Origin of the sequence: Vibrio sp. 10N.222.55.B11 (assembly GCF_041473705.1) — a bacterium.
GTDB lineage: Bacteria > Pseudomonadota > Gammaproteobacteria > Enterobacterales > Vibrionaceae > Vibrio > Vibrio crassostreae_C.
In genome coordinates this window covers 21,306-38,679 of the sequence record NZ_JBFRST010000043.1, presented here as the reverse complement: position 1 = coordinate 38,679, position 17,374 = coordinate 21,306, and the positions used below count along the sequence as shown (strand labels likewise).

Genomic DNA, 17,374 nt, shown 5'->3' with positions numbered 1-17,374 from the left:
TGCCAGTGTTTTTTGGCACTTTTAGATGTCTGACGGTGAAACTGAACTTGAAGCTGCTCTAGCTTATCGAAAATTCGATGAACCAGAAACAAAAAATCAGTGGCAGATATTCTCTACCACTGATGACCTTTCATTATAGCAAACAGTTTATTAGTAAACCGCTTATTAGCAAACAGTTACCTGAATGCGCGCTGACTTAAGCCTCTAGTGCTTTCGTCACTTTCTCAAACAAGTCTTTTGCTAGGTTGTCCATGTTCTTTAACGTCTCTAGTTCTTTTTTGATCAGAGCTTGGCGTTCATCGTCGTACTTACGGAATTTAAGAAGTGGATCAATCAGACGTGAAGCCACTTGCGGGTTGCTGCTGTTCAGTTCACGTAAGATCTCGCCTGCAAATGCATAGCCTTGACCAGACTTGTCGTGGAATTGAACCGGGTTCATGTTTAAGAATGAACCGACCAAGTTACGGGTACGGTTCGGGTTCTTCAAACTGAACGCCTGGTGCGACATCGACGCTTTGATCACTTCAAGTGCGTTTGAACTTGGGTTTGTACCTTGCAATGCAAACCACTTATCCATAACAAGACCATCGTGTTTCCACTTGTCACTGTAATCCACCATCAAGGTTTCACGACATGGTAGTTGTGCACTGTTTGCCGCGCCCATTGCTGCCATCGTATCTGTCATGTTATTCGCTTGTTGATACATCGCAACAACCAAGTCATTACCCTGCCCAGTATGAGCTAAGTAACTTAAGCAAACTTTACGTAGAGTACGCTTACCAATCGAATCGTGATCGATCGTGTATTCTGTTAGTGCGTGGCTGTGATAAACCGCCGCTAACTCGTCTTCAAGTTCTGCAGCTAATGTAACTTTCATCGAGTTAAGAACCGATGCGACCGCATCAATATCAACGCGCTCGTACCAACCCGATACTTCATTGTGGCTTGGTAGAGAAAGCATTTCTGCAATAAACGCAGGCTCTAGTGAATCACTCAGCAGTACGCCACGGAATGCATCAACAACAGAATCAGAAAGCTCAAACGCTTGACCCTGCTGAACTTTCTCCACGTTACTGCGGATGTACTTCGCTAATAGCATTTGACCCGCATCCCAACGAGAGAATTCATTGCGAGCATTCACCATCAAGAAGATCAGTTCTTCATCTGAGTAGTCATATTCCAATTTCACTGGCGCAGAAAATTCACGAAGTAATGATGGGATCGGTTGCTCAGAAACGTTTTCAAACACGAACGTTTGCTCTGCTTCTTTCACATCTAATACATTATGAACTGGCTTACCGTTACATTGTAACTCAACAACTTCACCCGCAGCTGTGTACAGCTCGATATCAAGAGGAATATGCAGAGCCTGCTTTTCCGTTTGCTCATGAGTTGGCGCTGTTGCTTGGCGAGTTGTTAACGTGTACTGTTTCTTCTCTGCGTCGTACTTACTTTCAACAGACAGCGTCGGCGTACCAGATTGGCTGTACCATAAACGGAACTGAGATAGGTCGATGCCCGACGCATCTTCCATTGCCGCGACAAAGTCTTCACATGTTGCAGCCGTACCATCGTGACGTTCGAAGTAAAGCGTCATGCCTTTTTGGAAACCGTCTTCACCCAACAATGTGTGGATCATTCGGATCACTTCACTGCCCTTTTCGTACACAGTCAATGTGTAGAAGTTATTCATTTCTATCACTTTTTCTGGACGAATTGGGTGAGACATCGGACTTGCGTCTTCAGCGAATTGTGGCCCGCGAATAATACGAACATTGTTGATTCGGTTTACTGCGCGAGAGCCAAGATCAGATGAGAATTCTTGGTCACGGAATACCGTTAAGCCTTCTTTCAGACTTAACTGGAACCAATCGCGACACGTCACTCGGTTACCTGTCCAGTTGTGGAAATATTCATGGCCGATTACTGCTTCAATACCTAGGTAATCTGTATCCGTTGCAGTTTGGTCGTTTGCTAGAACGAACTTCGAATTGAATACGTTCAAGCCTTTGTTTTCCATCGCACCCATGTTGAAGAAATCAACGGCTACGATCATGTAGATGTCTAAGTCGTATTCAAGATTGAAACGTTCTTCGTCCCACTTCATTGAGTTGATCAAAGAAACCATCGCGTGGCTCGCACGGTCTAGATTGCCTTTATCAACAAAGATTTCTAGGTCAACTTTACGACCCGATTGTGTAGTGTATGCGTCACGAAGTACATCAAAGTCACCCGCTACTAAAGCAAACAAGTACGCTGGTTTTGGATGTGGGTCTTGCCACTTCACCCAATGACGACCGTTTTCAGCTTCACCTTCATCTACACGGTTACCATTACTTAATAAGAATGGGTTCTCTGCTTTGTCTGCAATTACCGTTGTAGTGAATTTCGCCAACACATCTGGGCGATCCATGTAGTAAGTGATACGGCGGAAACCTTCAGCTTCACATTGAGTACAGAACGCGCCACCCGACTTGTACAAGCCTTCAAGTGCACTGTTCCCTTCAGGGTTAACTTCGGTAACGATGGTTAGAGTAAATTCTTTTGGAAGGTCATTCAGCGTAAGTTGAGTTTCAGACTGCTCGTACTGAGTCCATTCGTTGCCTTCAACCAAAACAGAAACCAACTTCAAGCCTTCACCATCAAGTACTAATGTCGTGCTGTCTTTCTCCTGCTTAACACTAGAAACAGCCGTAACAATGGATGCTGAGTCGTACAAATCGAAAGTAAGATCGATTTCAGAAATCGTGTGAGATGGTGATTGATAATCTTTACGATACTTGGCTTGAGGTGTATGTGCCATGACGGGTTCCTTTTGATCGTTATACGTAATTATTTTTTAACTGTATATATCTAAAGGTTGAGCGCCAATAAAACAAGGGGAATATTAAAAAAAGGAGGCATTGTAAGAAAATGCCTCCATGTTTTGCTATTTTATCAATCAAATCAGACAGGAACGCCTAAGAAATGAACTGTGCACAATATTATCAACGAGTACGCCGTTACTGCTAAAACTCACGATTATCGAATGCGATTGAGTACCGCAAACATATCTCCCTCTTCACCTTGCAGCGTTAACACATCGCTGTTCAGTGTATATCGAGTGCCGTGTTCACCGTTCTCATAAAGTAACACTAGTTGATCGCCTTCTGTGTAATACACCCCGCGACGAATGACTTCACCACCTTCTTCATCTGATACTCGGAACATGAATATAAAGTCCGGCTGAAGGACTAAATCCATTTTTTGAATGTTACTCGCACGTAGATCGCTTCCAGACAGTTGGGCACTGGACCAGATTCCCGCCAATGCATTTGGCAAGGCCTTGGTGAACATAACACCGTTAAGATTCAGCATGTTGTGATTACTGCTGTACGCGTAAACCTGAGGTTCTGAGGTATTCAAACCCAAAATAATCGTGTCTTCATTGGCGTTATACAAACCTTCCCAATGATCGACACTGTAGTCTTTCTTTTGGATATCGATAGTGAATGAGTAGTTTGAATCAAGAGTGAGCTTGATCGCTCTAAAGTTTTCAGTGCCTTGCTCAGGATCAGGATTCATCAAATACCAATCACCAAGCAGCAAAGGAAGGTCAAAATGAGATAGATTACTATCACTTTTTGATTGTTGGCTACTCGAAGCGACCTCGCTCCCAAAAGCCACAAAACTTAAACAAGATAAAAATAGTAGAATCCATTTCATAAGCGTCCCCTCGTTTTCTTTAAGCTTAGGCACGTAATGAATAGAAAGCGAAAAAATATGATCTAAGTCACTAAATTTTAAGTGCGAAGTAACTTAAATGTCATTATCACTCGAAAAATAATACTTAAGTTTAGTTATTTTTACAGTGTACTTCACAGCCGAAAATCAAATAACAGTGGTTCTGCAGCAAGTTAAAAAGCGAGGAAGCATGCCGTTAACATGACATTATTCGAGGCAAGAACACAGGTACAAAAAAAGCGAGCCTAAGCTCGCTTTTCAAATAGTACGTCTTTAAACAATCACCTTATAACAGGTATTTTGTTTATTTCTTGATCATATCCAGCATGATAGCAACTGATTCATCAAGATAAGCATCCGGGGCTTCGTAGTCTTTTGGAATATCATCCAACGTTTTAAATGCCTCTAACTTAGCGGCTTTTTGACGTTGGTTAATACGCTCTAGACGAAGCGCATCCGCATCATCACTCTCTTGTTGACGAACCTTTTCATTAAGAGAAAGGTCATTGTCGTCTTTATCTGCCTTATATTTTTCAATATCTTGCGCGATAAAGCCAAATTCCATGTCTGTTGCGATACGAGCTTCGTGTTTAGCCGTCAACGCTGCGATCTGCTCATCGTTACGCTGTAACACTGAGTACTTCGCTTTGTCGATGCTGTCCCAAGGAAGAGCGTTGTCTTCAACACTTTCACCAGTATCTGCAGGATCAATTGGCGTTGGGTAAGCAATATCAGGTACTACACCCTTGTTTTGCGTACTACCACCATTGATTCGGTAGAATTTTTGGATTGTGTATTGAACGTAGCCTAACTCTTTATCGAACAAATCATAAATATGATTCAAAGAGCGATGCTGTTGCACCGTACCTTTACCGAAAGAGTTTTCACCCAAGATAATTGCACGGCCATAATCTTGCATCGCTGCTGCAAAGATTTCAGACGCTGAAGCACTGTAGCGATTCACCAATACCGTTAACGGGCCTTGGTAACTGATTTGACCATCAGTATCGCTGTTCACTTTGACACGACCGTAGCTATCACGAACCTGAACAACAGGTCCTTCTTTGATAAACAAACCAGAGAGTTCAGTTGCTTCAGTCAGTGCACCACCACCGTTGTTTCGGAGGTCAACAATAATACCTTCAACACCTTGCTCTTTAAGCTCGGTGATCAGTTTATCGGTATCTTTAGAAAGGCCAACGTAGAAACTTGGTACTTCTAATACACCAATTTTCTTGCCGTCTTTCTCGATCACTTCTGATTTAACAGCGCGGTCTTCTAAACGAATCTTATCGCGAACAATTGTGACAACGTGACTTTTTGCATCTTTACCATCTGGCAAGATCTGTAGCTTAACTTTGGTCCCTTTAGGGCCTTTAATAAGTTGTACTACATCGTCTAAACGCCACCCGATAACATCAACAATTTCTTCGCCATCTTGACCAACACCAACAATGCGGTCTCCATCACTCAATTGTTTGCTGTTTGACGCAGGGCCACCAGCAACTAAAGAGCGAATAACGGTGTAGTCGTCTGTCATCTGAAGCACAGCACCAATACCTTCTAGAGATAGGTTCATCTCAGATTGGAATTGTTCTGCATTTCTTGGAGAAAGGTAACTTGTGTGAGGATCAACTTCACGCGCAAATGCGTTCATGTAGATCTGGAAAGCATCTTCATTATGCGATTGCGTAATACGCTTCATCGCATTGTTGTAACGCTTTTCCAAAACTTCTTGAATCTCTGGCCACTCTTTACCAGTAAGTTTTAGATTCAACGCATCATATTTAACGCGTTTTCTCCAAAGCTCATTCACTTCAGCGATATCTTTTGGCCACTCAGCTTCACTACGATTGAGCTCAATACTTTCATCGGTATCAAACTTAATCTCTGTATCTAGCAAAGACAATGCATATTGAAAACGTTCAAAACGCTTCTGCATAGACAGATTATAAACATCGAATGCAATCTGGTTATTGCCCGATTTCAGCTGATCATCAATTTGTGTAGATGACGCAGCGAAAGAGTCAATATCAGCTTGAGTGAAGATATTACGATTATAATCCAGCATCTCTAAGTAACGATTAAAGATAGCTTGAGAGAAATCATCGTTGAGATTGAAGTGTTTATAGTGAGAACGAGTAAATCGAGAAGTAACACGTTTACTAGCAGTTTCGTGTTGGACCTCAGGAGCGAGTAGAGGTAAATCGTCCTGATCTAATTTGGCTTCAAGAGCCTGAGCTGAAGCTGCTAGCCAAAAGCTAGCAGCAATCAGTGTCAATTTTGAACGGCATTTCATGCGTAGGAGTATCTCCTTTAAGCGCGCAAGTGCTCCGCTTTAACAACCATTTGTAGGCCGTTTGCTAACTGAACACGCACATCTTCCTTATTGATTTCAACAATGGTCGCAGCCATGTTTCCTTTACCCATGTTCACATTTACTTCTTTGCCAGCGATGAATTCGTCAGCGTTCAAAGCGCGTGTTTCTACAGGCTTTTCTACTTTTGGTGCTTTAGGCGCTTGACGACGAGGCTGTTGAGCTTTCTTCGCCTTAGGTTTCGCTTTGCCTTCTTCACGAGCTTTTTGTGCTTGTTCTTTACGACGAGCCTGAACTTTCGCTTTGCTTTCAGCAAGTGTAGCTTTAGCGTGTTCAACGTGCTCTTCTTCTAGTGTGCCACACGCGTTGCCGTCTAGGTCAACACGTTCTGCGCCAGCTTTTACGCCGTGCAGGTAACGCCATGATGATGTGTACTGTCTTAACGCTGCACGAAGCTGAGTCTTACTTACTTTTTCGTCTTCATTTAGACGTTCAGCAAGATCTTGAAAAATACCAATTTTAAGTGGCTTCGCTTCACCTTCTAGAGTAAAGCATTTAGGGAAACATTCAGCAATATATGCGATAACTTCTTTGCTGTTTTTTAACTTTTCAGTGTTTTCCATGTGGGTTCCTGGTTTTTGCGGTTTTCCGCGAGCATTAAGAAAATATTTTTACGTATTATAGAGAGATGCTTGGGAAAAACCACAGTAAGAGAATAATTTATGCCTTGTTCGCGTGCGAATTAAGCAGCTTTTCCACTTCTGCCATGAAAAATGTCAATCCGTCCTCGTCAATTTGAGAAAAACGACCAACATTTGGGCTATCAATATCAAGAACGCCCGCGATTTTTCCGCCAATCGAGAACGGAATAACGATTTCTGAGTTACTTGCAGCGTCACAAGCGATGTGACCTTCGAACTCATGAACATCATGAATGCGCTGAACTGTATTCGTCGCAACCGCAGTTCCACACACACCACGCCCGACCGGAATTCGCACACAAGCAGGTTGACCTTGGAAAGGGCCCAGTACAAGTTCGTCTTTTTCCTTAGCTAAATCCTGCTTCATTAAATAGAAACCCGCCCAATTCAAGTCATCCAATTCCATGAATAATAATGAACTGATATTAGCAAGATTAGCAGTTAGATCGGTTTCTGATTCAATTAATGCAACGGCTTGTTTGGTTAAGCGTTGGTAATGTTCTATTTTCATATTAACTTCCAATTAAATTGAGACTTCCATTATCAAGAGAACGCAGTAGAATGCGGCCATCAAACTAAATAGGACTTATTCTCATTACAATGGACAATTCAGAAGACACTATTAGCCGTTCTTGGTTAATAACTCAAGTAAAAAAACACAAGTCCAAATTACTGTTTGCTAACATTATTGCCATATTTGCAACTCTCATTAGTGTCCCTATCCCGTTGCTCATGCCATTAATGGTTGATGAAGTATTACTCGATAAGCCCGCTTCAGGCTTAGAGATGATGAACCACCTACTTCCATCTTCATTACAAACACCGACTGGCTATATAGCACTAACTTTGTTGTTAGTGATTATCATGCGCTCCGTTAGCCAAGCGTTGAACATTCTGCAAGGGCGTCAGTTTACGCTTGTGTCCAAAACAATTACCTATCAAATGCGCAGCAAGATGATAGATAAGCTTGGTCGCATCAGTATTAGACAATACGAAACCAAAGGCAGCGGCGGTATCAACGCCCACCTAATAACAGACATAGAGACAATAGATAAGTTCATTGGCTCGACTCTTTCTAAATTTATCATCAGCTTCCTGACCGTGTTCGGTACAGCGATCGTGCTGTTGTGGCTAGAGTGGCGTTTAGGGTTGTTCATTTTACTGGTCAATCCTGTTGTAATTTATTTCTCCCGTAAACTAGGCAGCAGGGTCAAACACCTTAAGAAATACGAAAACCAATCTTTCGAGCGCTTTCAAAACCGTTTGGTGGAAACCTTAGACGGCATTTACCAACTGCGTGCGGCGAATAAAGAACGTATCTTTCTCGATGAACTTAAGGTTCAAGCAAACCAAGTAAGAATCGATGCAGACAAATACGCTTGGCAATCTGAAGCTGCTGGCCGTGTTTCGTTTCTGCTGTTCTTACTAGGTTTCGAGCTTTTCCGTGCCGTCGCTATGCTAATGGTGTTATTCAGTGACTTAACCATTGGTCAGATTTTCGCGGTATTTGGCTACTTGTGGTTCATGTTAGGCCCGGTCCAAGAGCTACTAGGGATTCAATTCTCTTGGTATAGCGCGAAAGCGGCACTACAACGCATCAACGATCTTCTTCAGTTAGAAGAAGAGAAGCGCCCTATCAGTAAAGTGAACCCATTTACTGAAGATCAAGAAGTGACAGTTGACATCGAAGACGTTACATTCTCTTACACATTAGAAAACACTGTTTTAAATAGGCTATCGCTGCACATCCCTGCAGGTAAAAAAGTCGCTTTGGTCGGTGCGAGTGGAGGGGGTAAATCTACGTTAATCCAGTTGCTGATTGGGGTTTACCAAGCAGACTCAGGTTGCATTCGCTATAACGGTGAAACAACCGATGACATCAGCTTTGATGTAATACGCAATCAAATTGCCGTTGTTTTACAACAACCTATACTCTTTAACGATACATTAAGGCATAATCTGACCCTTGGTGCTGAATACGACGAAATGTCGTTGTGGCGTGCGCTTGAAGTCGCTCAAATGCAAGATGTCATCAAGCAACTGAGCAATGGCTTAGATACACAAATTGGTAGGAATGGCGTTCGACTGTCTGGTGGTCAACGACAACGCTTAGCAATAGCTCGTATGGTGCTGAGCAATCCTAAGTTTGTTATTCTTGATGAAGCGACATCTGCACTCGATACAGCAACAGAGTCAGCACTGCATAAAGCGTTGAGCGAGTTTTTGAAAGATCGCACAACTTTGATAGTGGCTCATCGATTATCAGCGGTGAAACAAGCCGATCTAATCTATGTTTTAGAAGATGGACAAGTCACACAGACGGGAACACATGGTGAATTGGTTGAACAACAAGGACTCTATCAAACACTCTACGGCAGTGTGCAATCGCACGCCTGATGTTTGTGGCTCTGAGTCTTTAAGTCGGGTTGCTAACCTAACTTACGTTTCAACTTGGGAGGTCGCGTGACCTCCCCATCCGTAACCAACCCTTTATCAACAAAACACCAATGCGACAGCAGCTCAGTGCGTCTTTGCCAGGGCTGCGAACTTCCCGTAGATAAAATGAACATCCCTTTAGGGAAATCAGCTTACTGCCCAAGATGCGGAACTCAGCTTTATAGAGGCGGTACCCCTAGCCTCTCTGGAAACCTAGCAATCGCAATTACCTGCTTATTGCTGTTTATCCCATCGCACTTTTTTGAATTCATCAGTATTCGCCTGATTGGCGTCATGATACCCGCGACGTTACCATCGGGTGTTTTTACCTTAATGGGCGAAGGCTTTCCTCTACTTGGTTTGCTGATCCTGTTCTGCAGTTCGATCGCTCCGTTGCTCGTGTGCACCTCGGTACTCATCACTCATGCATCACTGCGTCTTAAGATCTTCACACCCTTTCGTTATGCATTAGCCATTATTCAGACTCTCAAACATTGGATGATGTTGGATGTGTTTCTGGTAAGTTTGGCGGTCTCATGTTTCAAACTGCAAGATTACTCTGACATTTTCGTCGGCCCTGGTTTGATTGGCCTGATTCTTCTGCAGCTTTTCAGCGTATTACTAGTAAGCCGTATCAGTGTACGTCGCTACTGGGAAGCTTGGGCAAAAGAATCCGAATACTCTTTTGCTGAGAGTAAGAACGTACACTGTCACAACTGTCACCTATCTCAGCCTGACGGTCATACTTGTGTGCGTTGTCACCATGACTTATACCACCGCAAGCCCTACTCTATACAGAAAACTTGGGCTCTGCTATTTGCCGCATCCGTGGCTATCGTGCCAGCCAATGTCATTCCTATTTCTATTCTTATTACCAACGGTCAAAGGCTAGAAGACACCATCATTTCCGGTGTCGCTTCGCTGATTAATAGCGATATGTATGGCATCGCTGCGATCATTTTCATTGCCAGTATCGTCGTGCCAGTCGCGAAAATACTGGGCCTCGCGTACATCTTAATCTGTATCAAGATGAAGCGCGCCGTTTACCACAGGCAACGTATGACCATCTATTTCATCGTGAAATGGGTGGGGAAATGGTCGGTAATGGATCTGTTCGTTATTTCGATCATGATGACCTTGGTCGACCGCGGGCAAATTTTAAACTTTACACCAGGTTATGGTGCAGTCGCTTTTGGCGTCGTAGTTGTTCTCACGATGTTAGCAGCGGAAAGCTTAGATCCTAGGCTAATTTGGGATAACTACACCTCTAAAGATGAGTCAGTGAATGAACAACGATAACCAATCACAAACGTCATATTCACCAGAAGTAAGGAAAAACAAAGGCATCTCCCCTTTGTGGATTCTGCCGATATTAACCGTCGCCTTAGCCGGTTGGTTGGTCATGAAATCGATACACGATGCTGGGCAACGTGTGCAAATATACTTCTCAGATGCCGCAGGTTTAGTCGCAGGTCGAACAACGATTCGTTACCAAGGCTTAGAAGTGGGTATGGTTCGCGACATCACTTTATCCAAAGATCTATCGAGCATCTATGTCGATGCAGACATCTACCCTGAAGCGAAGAAGCTACTCTCAAAAGGCACTCGTTTCTGGCTTGTAAAACCGACAGCAAGTTTGTCGGGTATCTCAGGATTAGACGCACTTGTTTCAGGTAACTATATTGCTATCCACCCGAGCGAAACCAAACAAGACCCAGAAACCATTTTCCAAGCGTTAGAATCCTCCCCTTCTGATTTACTGGCTTCTGAAGGTTTGAATATTTCACTGACGACCAAAGATCTGGGCGGCGTGTCTGTTGGCTCTCAAATCGTTTACCGTAAAATCCCAATTGGTGAGGTTTACAACTACCAGTTAAACGACAACGCGAAATCCGTTACGATTCAAGCGTCGATTAAAGATGAATACAGCCATATCATTACCGACCAAAGCCGTTTTTGGAATGTCAGTGGCTTAGGTGCCAGTATTGGCTTTTCTGGTGTTGATGTTCGCTTAGAGAGCCTAAGTGCATTGCTTGGCGGTTCAATTGCGGTCGACTCTCCAGGAGAAGGCCAACCGGTTGAGATGAATACTAAGTTCAAACTCTACCCAGATCTGAAAACAGCGGGTCGAGGTATCTCTATCAAGATTGCCGTTCCCGATGATAATAAAATCAGTGCAACAGGTGCTCCGATCATGTATCGCGGCATTGAAATCGGTCAAATCACTGATTTATCGCTAAGTGAAGGGCGTGAAAACGTCGTTGCATCTGCCGCTATCCAACCGGCATTCAGTGACTTTTTAAACAGCGGCAGTAAATTCGTTCTAGAAGAGGCTGAACTGTCGCTTACTGGCATGAAAAACATTGCCAATTTAGTGACAGGTAACTTTTTAACCTTGGTACCGGGTGAAGGTGAAAAGGCGCGTCGATTTACTGCAATCCGCAAAAATGAATTCAGTCAGGAACAAGAGAAATCCGTTGCGATTCGCTTAACGTCGAACAATTCGTTCGGGTTAGATGTCGGTACACAACTTCTCTACAAAGGCATTGCCGTTGGCTCTATCATCCATGTGGGATTAGTTGATGGTGTTGGTACGGGCTCTGATAAACACGAAGTCTTCATGGATGCACTTATCGATAATAAGTACGCGCACCTTATCAAAAGCCACAACCGTTTCTTTGTGACAGGTAGTGCGACTGCAGAGCTAACCGAATCAGGCTTGAGTGTTACGGTTCCACCAGCAAAACAGCTTCTTACCGGCTCGATTAGCTTTGTGAGTGAAGGTAAATCTGAAGCTCGAGCGGACTACCAACTTTTCCAAAGTAAGTCGTTAGCAGAAATTGCTAAGTTTAATCAGTCTGGTTCAAAGACACTTTCTTTGTTTGCCAGTGAGTTACCTTCAATTTCTAAAGGCAGTCCACTCCTCTACCGCAACCTACAAGTGGGTAGTATTTCTGATTTTCAGCTTGCCGACGGTGGCGTAAGAATCAAAGTCACAATCGAAAATCGTTACACGCACTTACTCAACAAGCACACTGTTTTCTGGAACCGATCAGGCGTTGAGGTTGATGCGTCGCTATCGGGTATCAGCATTAAAGCAGCACCAGTTAAAACCCTTATCCAAGGCGGTATTGCTTTTGACTCTCTGCCGGGAATCGACAACAAACTTGGTGACGTGTGGAAGCTTTACAAAGATTCAAAATCTGCTCGAAAATTTGGCCGCGCGATTACTATCACCTCTTCTGGCGATCAAGAAGTCAACAAGGGCATGGCGATCAAATATCAAGGTGTCACTGTTGGTGAGGTTACTTTGGTGATTCCGAACTTCAACAAGGGCGGCATTGAAATTACTGCGCGTATTTTACCTGAGTACGTCGACAAGATTGCCGTGACGAACAGTCACTTCTGGTTGGCAGAACCTGAGATTGGCCTTAATGGCATCAAAAACGTCTCTGCGCTGCTCTCTAAACACATCAACGTAGACCCAGGCAAAGGTGAAAGAAACACGAAATTTGAGCTTAGCAAAGGACCTGTGCAGCCTGAAGGCAAGATATTCCAACTGCAAAGCGAAACGCGCGGCTCTGTATCTGAAGGTACACCTATCCTATTCCGTGAACTAGAAATTGGCAGTGTTATAGATGTTCAGCTGGGCGAGTTTGCTGATCGCATCATATCTACGATTCAAATAGAACCTGACTACGCGTATCTAATCCGCGCAAACACCGTGTTCTGGAACGTGTCGGGCGTCGATGTCTCTATCGGCCTGTCAGGCGCAAACATCAAAGCCGGAACGGTAGACAGCTTGTTAAGAGGTGGTATTACATTCTCAACGCCACCGACAAATGAACTTCAACCAGTAGCAAGCGAAGATCAGTCTTTCTACCTCTATCCTCAAGCCGAAGATGAGTGGAAATCATGGAGAACCGCAATTCCTCGTCCATAGAGTGAACTCTCTGACGTTTCTGGAAGATTAATTCTTCATCAAAATGCAGCCATTAGGCTGCATTTTTGTTGTTTGCTGCAAATATGGTTTAGGACGGCCTCATTTTGCTTTAAACTCCCCGCATTAATGCAATAAATCGAGATACTCTTTTGCACGCTAACGTATATATTCCTGAAGAATTCCTAACGCACATCGAAGCAATCATGCCTAGTCATCTAGATATGGCTTCTTTTGTTGCGTCATGCCAAAAACCACTTCGTAAAAGTATTCGAATCAACACATTGAAAATCAGTGTTGAAGACTTCCTAGTACGAGCAAAAGAGCAAGGCTGGGAACTGGAACCTGTACCTTGGTGTGAAACGGGCTTTTGGATTACAGCGGACGAAAGTGAAGCGCCACTAGGTAATACGGCAGAACACATGTCTGGTCTTTTCTACATCCAAGAAGCCAGCTCGATGATGCCACCCTCGGCACTTTTCCAAGGCGAAGCTGATTACCAAGCGGTGCTAGACACTGCGGCTGCACCCGGCTCTAAAACAACGCAAATCGCTGCGCTAATGAATAATCGCGGTGTATTGGTTGCCAATGAGTATGCAGCAAGCCGTGTGAAAGTCCTTCACGCTAACATCGAACGTTGTGGCGTTCGTAATGCCGCTCTAAGTAACTTTGACGGTCGAGTTTTTGGTGCTTGGTTACCAGAACAGTTTGATGCTGTGTTGCTAGACGCACCCTGCTCTGGCGAAGGCACCATTCGTAAAGATGCCGATGCGATGAAGAACTGGACGTATCAATCAGTGGTCGACATTGCCGACACGCAAAAAGATCTGATTGAAAGTGCATTCCATGCTCTTAAACCTAATGGTGTTTTGGTTTACTCAACGTGTACGCTTAGCACCGAAGAGAACCAACAAGTGTGTCATCACCTAAAAGAAACCTTTGGTGATGCGGTTGAATTCGAATCTCTGGAATCACTATTCGACAACGCAAAAGCAACCACGACAGAAGAAGGCTTTCTTCACATCTTCCCACAGGTCTATGACTCTGAAGGTTTCTTTGTTGCACGTATCCGTAAACTAGCGTCTGTTACTCCACCAGAAGTTAAAAAACGTATGGGTAAATTCCCATTTGAAAAAGCATCAAAGAAAACTCAGAAAGAAGTCGCTGAACAACTAATGAGTACTCTCGATATCGAATTGCCAAGCGATACTCAGGTTTGGATTCGCGACAAAGACGTTTGGCTATTCCCAGAAGCGCTAGAGCCGATGATCGGTGAGTTCCGTTTTTCTCGCATGGGAATCAAGATCGCTGAAACCCATAAAAAAGGTTACCGCTGGCAGCACCAAGTAGCGACAACGCTCGCAACAGGTAATGAAGCTAATGTTGTAGAGCTTAGTATTGAAGATGCTCGTGAATGGTTCATGGGCCGCGATGTTCGCCCTGAAAACTTGTCAGGAAAAGGTGAAGTACTAGTGAAGTACAATGGTGCAATCATCGGCCTTGGTAAGTGGGTTGGCAACCGAGTGAAGAACGGTTTACCACGCGAACTCGTGCGCGATAAGAACCTTTTCTAAAAGCGTTCGCACTGAGTACACCTTAATAAACAAAAAGCCCAAACAACGTTAATTGTTTGGGCTTTTTCTATTCTATCGGCCATATAAGTCAGTGTGCGAGCGCTTGTAAATCAACAACTAATTATATAAATATCAATTCAAGTCACTATTTCCAAAAAGAAAAATCGCACTTTAGAGAATCTAAACTAGACTTCAATCTAACAGTCAAAAGATTAAAACGATTAGCGTAGGCTCTTCGGAGCCCTTTCCCCTAAGCCCAAACAGGAAGGTTTGGGCTTTTTTTTGACCGAAAGGACCGCTTACTTAACTAAGCTGATACCTTCTTTGTCGATAGTGATCTTGCCAGATTTGTATAGACCACCAATTGTCTTCTTGAACGTACCTTTGCTGGTTCTGAATGCAGAGAAAATAACTTCAGGAGAAGACTTATCATTCAAAGGCAGGTAACCGCCTTTCTTCTCAAGCAGGTCAAGAACCTTAGTGCTTAGGTCATCCATCTTAGCCACACCAACCTTCTGAAGAGACAAATCAATCTTACCGTCTTCTTCACGAACGTTTTTAATGTAGCCTTTTAGTGTTTTACCAATGAACAGCTTACCGATGATGTCAGATGGGAAAATCATACCCCAGTGTTCACCGTTCACGATCGCTTTGTAACCTAACTGGCTGCGCTCAGCGATAATGAGATCGACTTGCTCATTTTGCTTATAAGTCGCAGGCGTGTTGTCTAACCATTTGTTGAACTTCGTTGTACCAACGATACGGCTCGATGCTTTATCGATATACACATATACTAAGATTGACTGACCTTCGTTTAAACGGCCACGCTGCTCGCTGAAAGGAACAAGAAGGTCTTTACCTTTCACGCCCCAGCTCATGAATGCACCAGTGCTGTTAACACCTTCAACCGTCATCAAACCAAACTGGCCTACTTGAGCTATTGGTTTTTCAGTCGTTGCAGCGATCTGGTTGTCAGAATCTATGTATAAGAAAACATCTAGCTTTTGACCAATTTCAACACCTTCAGGAGTAAATCGTTTCGGCAGCAACACGGTTCCATAGTCGCTCGCGTCAAGGAATACACCGAAGTCTGCTTGTTTTACTACTTCTAAGTTGTTTATTTGACCAATATTAATCATCAAGGTTGTCTCTACTTTAAATTTGGCGGAGATTATACGTGATCTCTGATATGCTTTCGCTAGTTTCATTCATATTTTTACATTCTAGGAGACATCGTTGATCACCGTTGATAAACAAGATGCGATAACACTTAAAATTAACCATGCCATGGCTAAGACCAAAAAGCTCGACATGGACGTTTATCTATTCATTCCCGGTGAACTTGGACTGACTCCTGAAGTGCTTTCTGAAAGTGCCTTTTTCTACAGCTCAATCACTCAAAAACGTGCCTACTATAGTGACAAAACACTTTTACCTTTGGTACACAGTCGCTTGGCAAAACGTGGACGCTTATCTACAACACAGTATCGTGTCAGTTTGAGTCTGTTTGCCTACCAATATGTTATCGCGTTAGATAAAGCAGTCAGCAGCTTAAATAAAACTGATAGTGACGACGTAACGGCTGATGAAGTAGATGAAGTCATTGAATTGGCTTTAGATATCTTGAAGAAGCTACGCCGAAGCATCCCTTACGAAGAAAATCTCAAGCGCTACTACGCTAATATCGATAACTACCTATCTTGGTATACCGAGCAAAAGTTCCTATCGCTAGTTTCACACATGCCACGAGGTAGTGAGTATTCAACGATTAAAGAACGACTCTTAACGCTTTGTGATAAAGAGACCGCGCACCGTAAACTGAACCGCTACAACTCAGCAAGAGTTCGAGAGGACGTTACCCGCTTGAGTAACAAGATGCGTTTGCTGCGTCGTTTGATTGAACACCCTATCGTGCTTAAAGAAAAGACAACGTCGATGGGTAAGAACGTTAAGCGTGCCGTGAAAGGCATCGCGACCGGTTTGGTGATGGTTGTCGTGACCACTACTGTGATCTTGGCTCGTGACTTTCTTGGTGAGATTACCGCCTCTTTCATCGTGGCAATGTCTTTCATTTACGCACTGCGTGAGATCTTTAAAGATGACTTGAGAGACATCCTTTGGCGCTGGCTGCGTAAAGGCAAGCCAAAATGGAAGCGTCGTTACTATGATCCAACGACCAACAAGTCAGTAGGCCATAAACTGGAATGGTTGGACTACGCAAATTTTTCTAAGCTTGCAGATCGCATTCAGTCGATCCGTAAAAAGCGTGTGGTACAACGTGAAGAGCAAATCTTGCATTACCGCTCTCATACTGAGATGTCGACATCGACCTTTATGAGTGGTTATGAGGAGACTCGTGAAACGTTATCGATCAGCCTAAGAGCGCTGACACGGTTGATGGATAAAGGCTCAAACAAGATCTACCGCTTGAATGAAGGACAAGTGAGCCGCGAATCAGTAGAAAAGCGTCATCTTCTCAACCTGATCATTAAAGAGAACAACCATGATAACAAACCAACCTACTACCGTTGGAAGATCGTTATGAACCGTTCAAAAATAGTTGATATTGAGCAGATCACTCAAGAGTCATAGAGCCCTTATAAAGTTCTCTATAACGGTATGTGGAAACCATTCACATACCGTTGTTTTATCTCTTCAACGTTACCCATGACTTCTAAACCAA

11 protein-coding genes are annotated in these 17,374 nt (G+C 43.6%); 5 read left to right on the top strand and 6 right to left on the bottom strand.

Translation table 11 applies throughout. From position 1 onward, the window contains the following. Positions 1-196: 196 nt before the first annotated feature. From pepN to AB4503_RS15540, 5 genes are all read right to left on the bottom strand, one after another. Entirely contained in the window at positions 197-2,803 is a 2,607-nt protein-coding gene (gene pepN / locus AB4503_RS15560) for an aminopeptidase N (RefSeq protein WP_372115349.1), read from the bottom strand. A 218-nt stretch (positions 2,804-3,021) separates the two neighbouring features. Further along, on the bottom strand, positions 3,022-3,705 hold the full coding sequence (locus AB4503_RS15555) for a hypothetical protein (RefSeq protein ID WP_017059686.1): 684 nt from the start codon (positions 3,703-3,705) through the stop codon (positions 3,022-3,024). Between the two features lie 322 nt (positions 3,706-4,027). Continuing rightward, a complete protein-coding gene (gene prc / locus AB4503_RS15550; RefSeq protein WP_372115348.1) occupies positions 4,028-6,022 on the bottom strand; it encodes a carboxy terminal-processing peptidase in 1,995 nt (664 codons plus the stop codon). Between the two features lie 17 nt (positions 6,023-6,039). Then, on the bottom strand, positions 6,040-6,663 hold the full coding sequence (gene proQ / locus AB4503_RS15545) for an RNA chaperone ProQ (RefSeq protein ID WP_017057223.1): 624 nt from the start codon (positions 6,661-6,663) through the stop codon (positions 6,040-6,042). A 97-nt stretch (positions 6,664-6,760) separates the two neighbouring features. Beyond that, a complete protein-coding gene (locus AB4503_RS15540; RefSeq protein ID WP_017059689.1) occupies positions 6,761-7,252 on the bottom strand; it encodes a GAF domain-containing protein in 492 nt (163 codons plus the stop codon). An 89-nt stretch (positions 7,253-7,341) separates the two neighbouring features. Here AB4503_RS15540 and AB4503_RS15535 point away from each other — a divergent pair, with 89 nt between their 5' ends. From AB4503_RS15535 to rsmF, 4 genes are all read left to right on the top strand, one after another. Further along, the gene (locus AB4503_RS15535; RefSeq protein ID WP_372115347.1) at positions 7,342-9,138 is read left to right on the top strand and encodes an ABC transporter ATP-binding protein; all 1,797 of its coding nucleotides are present in this window, start codon (positions 7,342-7,344) and stop codon (positions 9,136-9,138) included. Positions 9,139-9,192: 54 nt separating this feature from the next. Then, entirely contained in the window at positions 9,193-10,476 is a 1,284-nt protein-coding gene (locus AB4503_RS15530) for a PqiA/YebS family transporter subunit (RefSeq protein ID WP_372115346.1), read from the top strand. Next, positions 10,463-13,120, top strand: a complete 2,658-nt coding sequence (locus AB4503_RS15525) for an MlaD family protein (RefSeq protein WP_372115345.1) — start codon at positions 10,463-10,465, stop codon at positions 13,118-13,120. Before AB4503_RS15530 ends, AB4503_RS15525 begins: the two co-directional genes overlap by 14 nt. A gap of 149 nt (positions 13,121-13,269) precedes the next feature. Continuing rightward, complete coding sequence (rsmF, locus tag AB4503_RS15520; RefSeq protein ID WP_372115344.1) at positions 13,270-14,691, top strand: 16S rRNA (cytosine(1407)-C(5))-methyltransferase RsmF; 1,422 nt, start codon at positions 13,270-13,272, stop codon at positions 14,689-14,691. A 299-nt stretch (positions 14,692-14,990) separates the two neighbouring features. On the opposite strand, the gene AB4503_RS15515 is transcribed toward rsmF, so the two are convergent. After that, positions 14,991-15,899: a S1 RNA-binding domain-containing protein gene (locus AB4503_RS15515; RefSeq protein WP_017059694.1), complete on the bottom strand. Its 909-nt coding sequence runs from the start codon at positions 15,897-15,899 to the stop codon at positions 14,991-14,993. 28 nt (positions 15,900-15,927) lie between these two features. Here AB4503_RS15515 and AB4503_RS15510 point away from each other — a divergent pair, with 28 nt between their 5' ends. Beyond that, on the top strand, positions 15,928-17,283 hold the full coding sequence (locus AB4503_RS15510) for a hypothetical protein (protein ID WP_371724600.1): 1,356 nt from the start codon (positions 15,928-15,930) through the stop codon (positions 17,281-17,283). The last annotated feature ends 91 nt before the right edge of the window (positions 17,284-17,374 follow it).

Bases quoted from the DNA above. Each gene is read 5' to 3' on its own strand.
- pepN (WP_372115349.1), bottom strand. From the start codon at position 2,803: ATGGCACATACACCTCAAGCCAAGTATCGTAAAGATTATCAATCACCA.
- AB4503_RS15555 (WP_017059686.1), bottom strand. From the start codon at position 3,705: ATGAAATGGATTCTACTATTTTTATCTTGTTTAAGTTTTGTGGCTTTT.
- prc (WP_372115348.1), bottom strand. From the start codon at position 6,022: ATGAAATGCCGTTCAAAATTGACACTGATTGCTGCTAGCTTTTGGCTA.
- proQ (WP_017057223.1), bottom strand. From the start codon at position 6,663: ATGGAAAACACTGAAAAGTTAAAAAACAGCAAAGAAGTTATCGCATAT.
- AB4503_RS15540 (WP_017059689.1), bottom strand. From the start codon at position 7,252: ATGAAAATAGAACATTACCAACGCTTAACCAAACAAGCCGTTGCATTA.
- AB4503_RS15535 (WP_372115347.1), top strand. From the start codon at position 7,342: ATGGACAATTCAGAAGACACTATTAGCCGTTCTTGGTTAATAACTCAA.
- AB4503_RS15525 (WP_372115345.1), top strand. From the start codon at position 10,463: ATGAACAACGATAACCAATCACAAACGTCATATTCACCAGAAGTAAGG.
- AB4503_RS15515 (WP_017059694.1), bottom strand. From the start codon at position 15,899: ATGAAACTAGCGAAAGCATATCAGAGATCACGTATAATCTCCGCCAAA.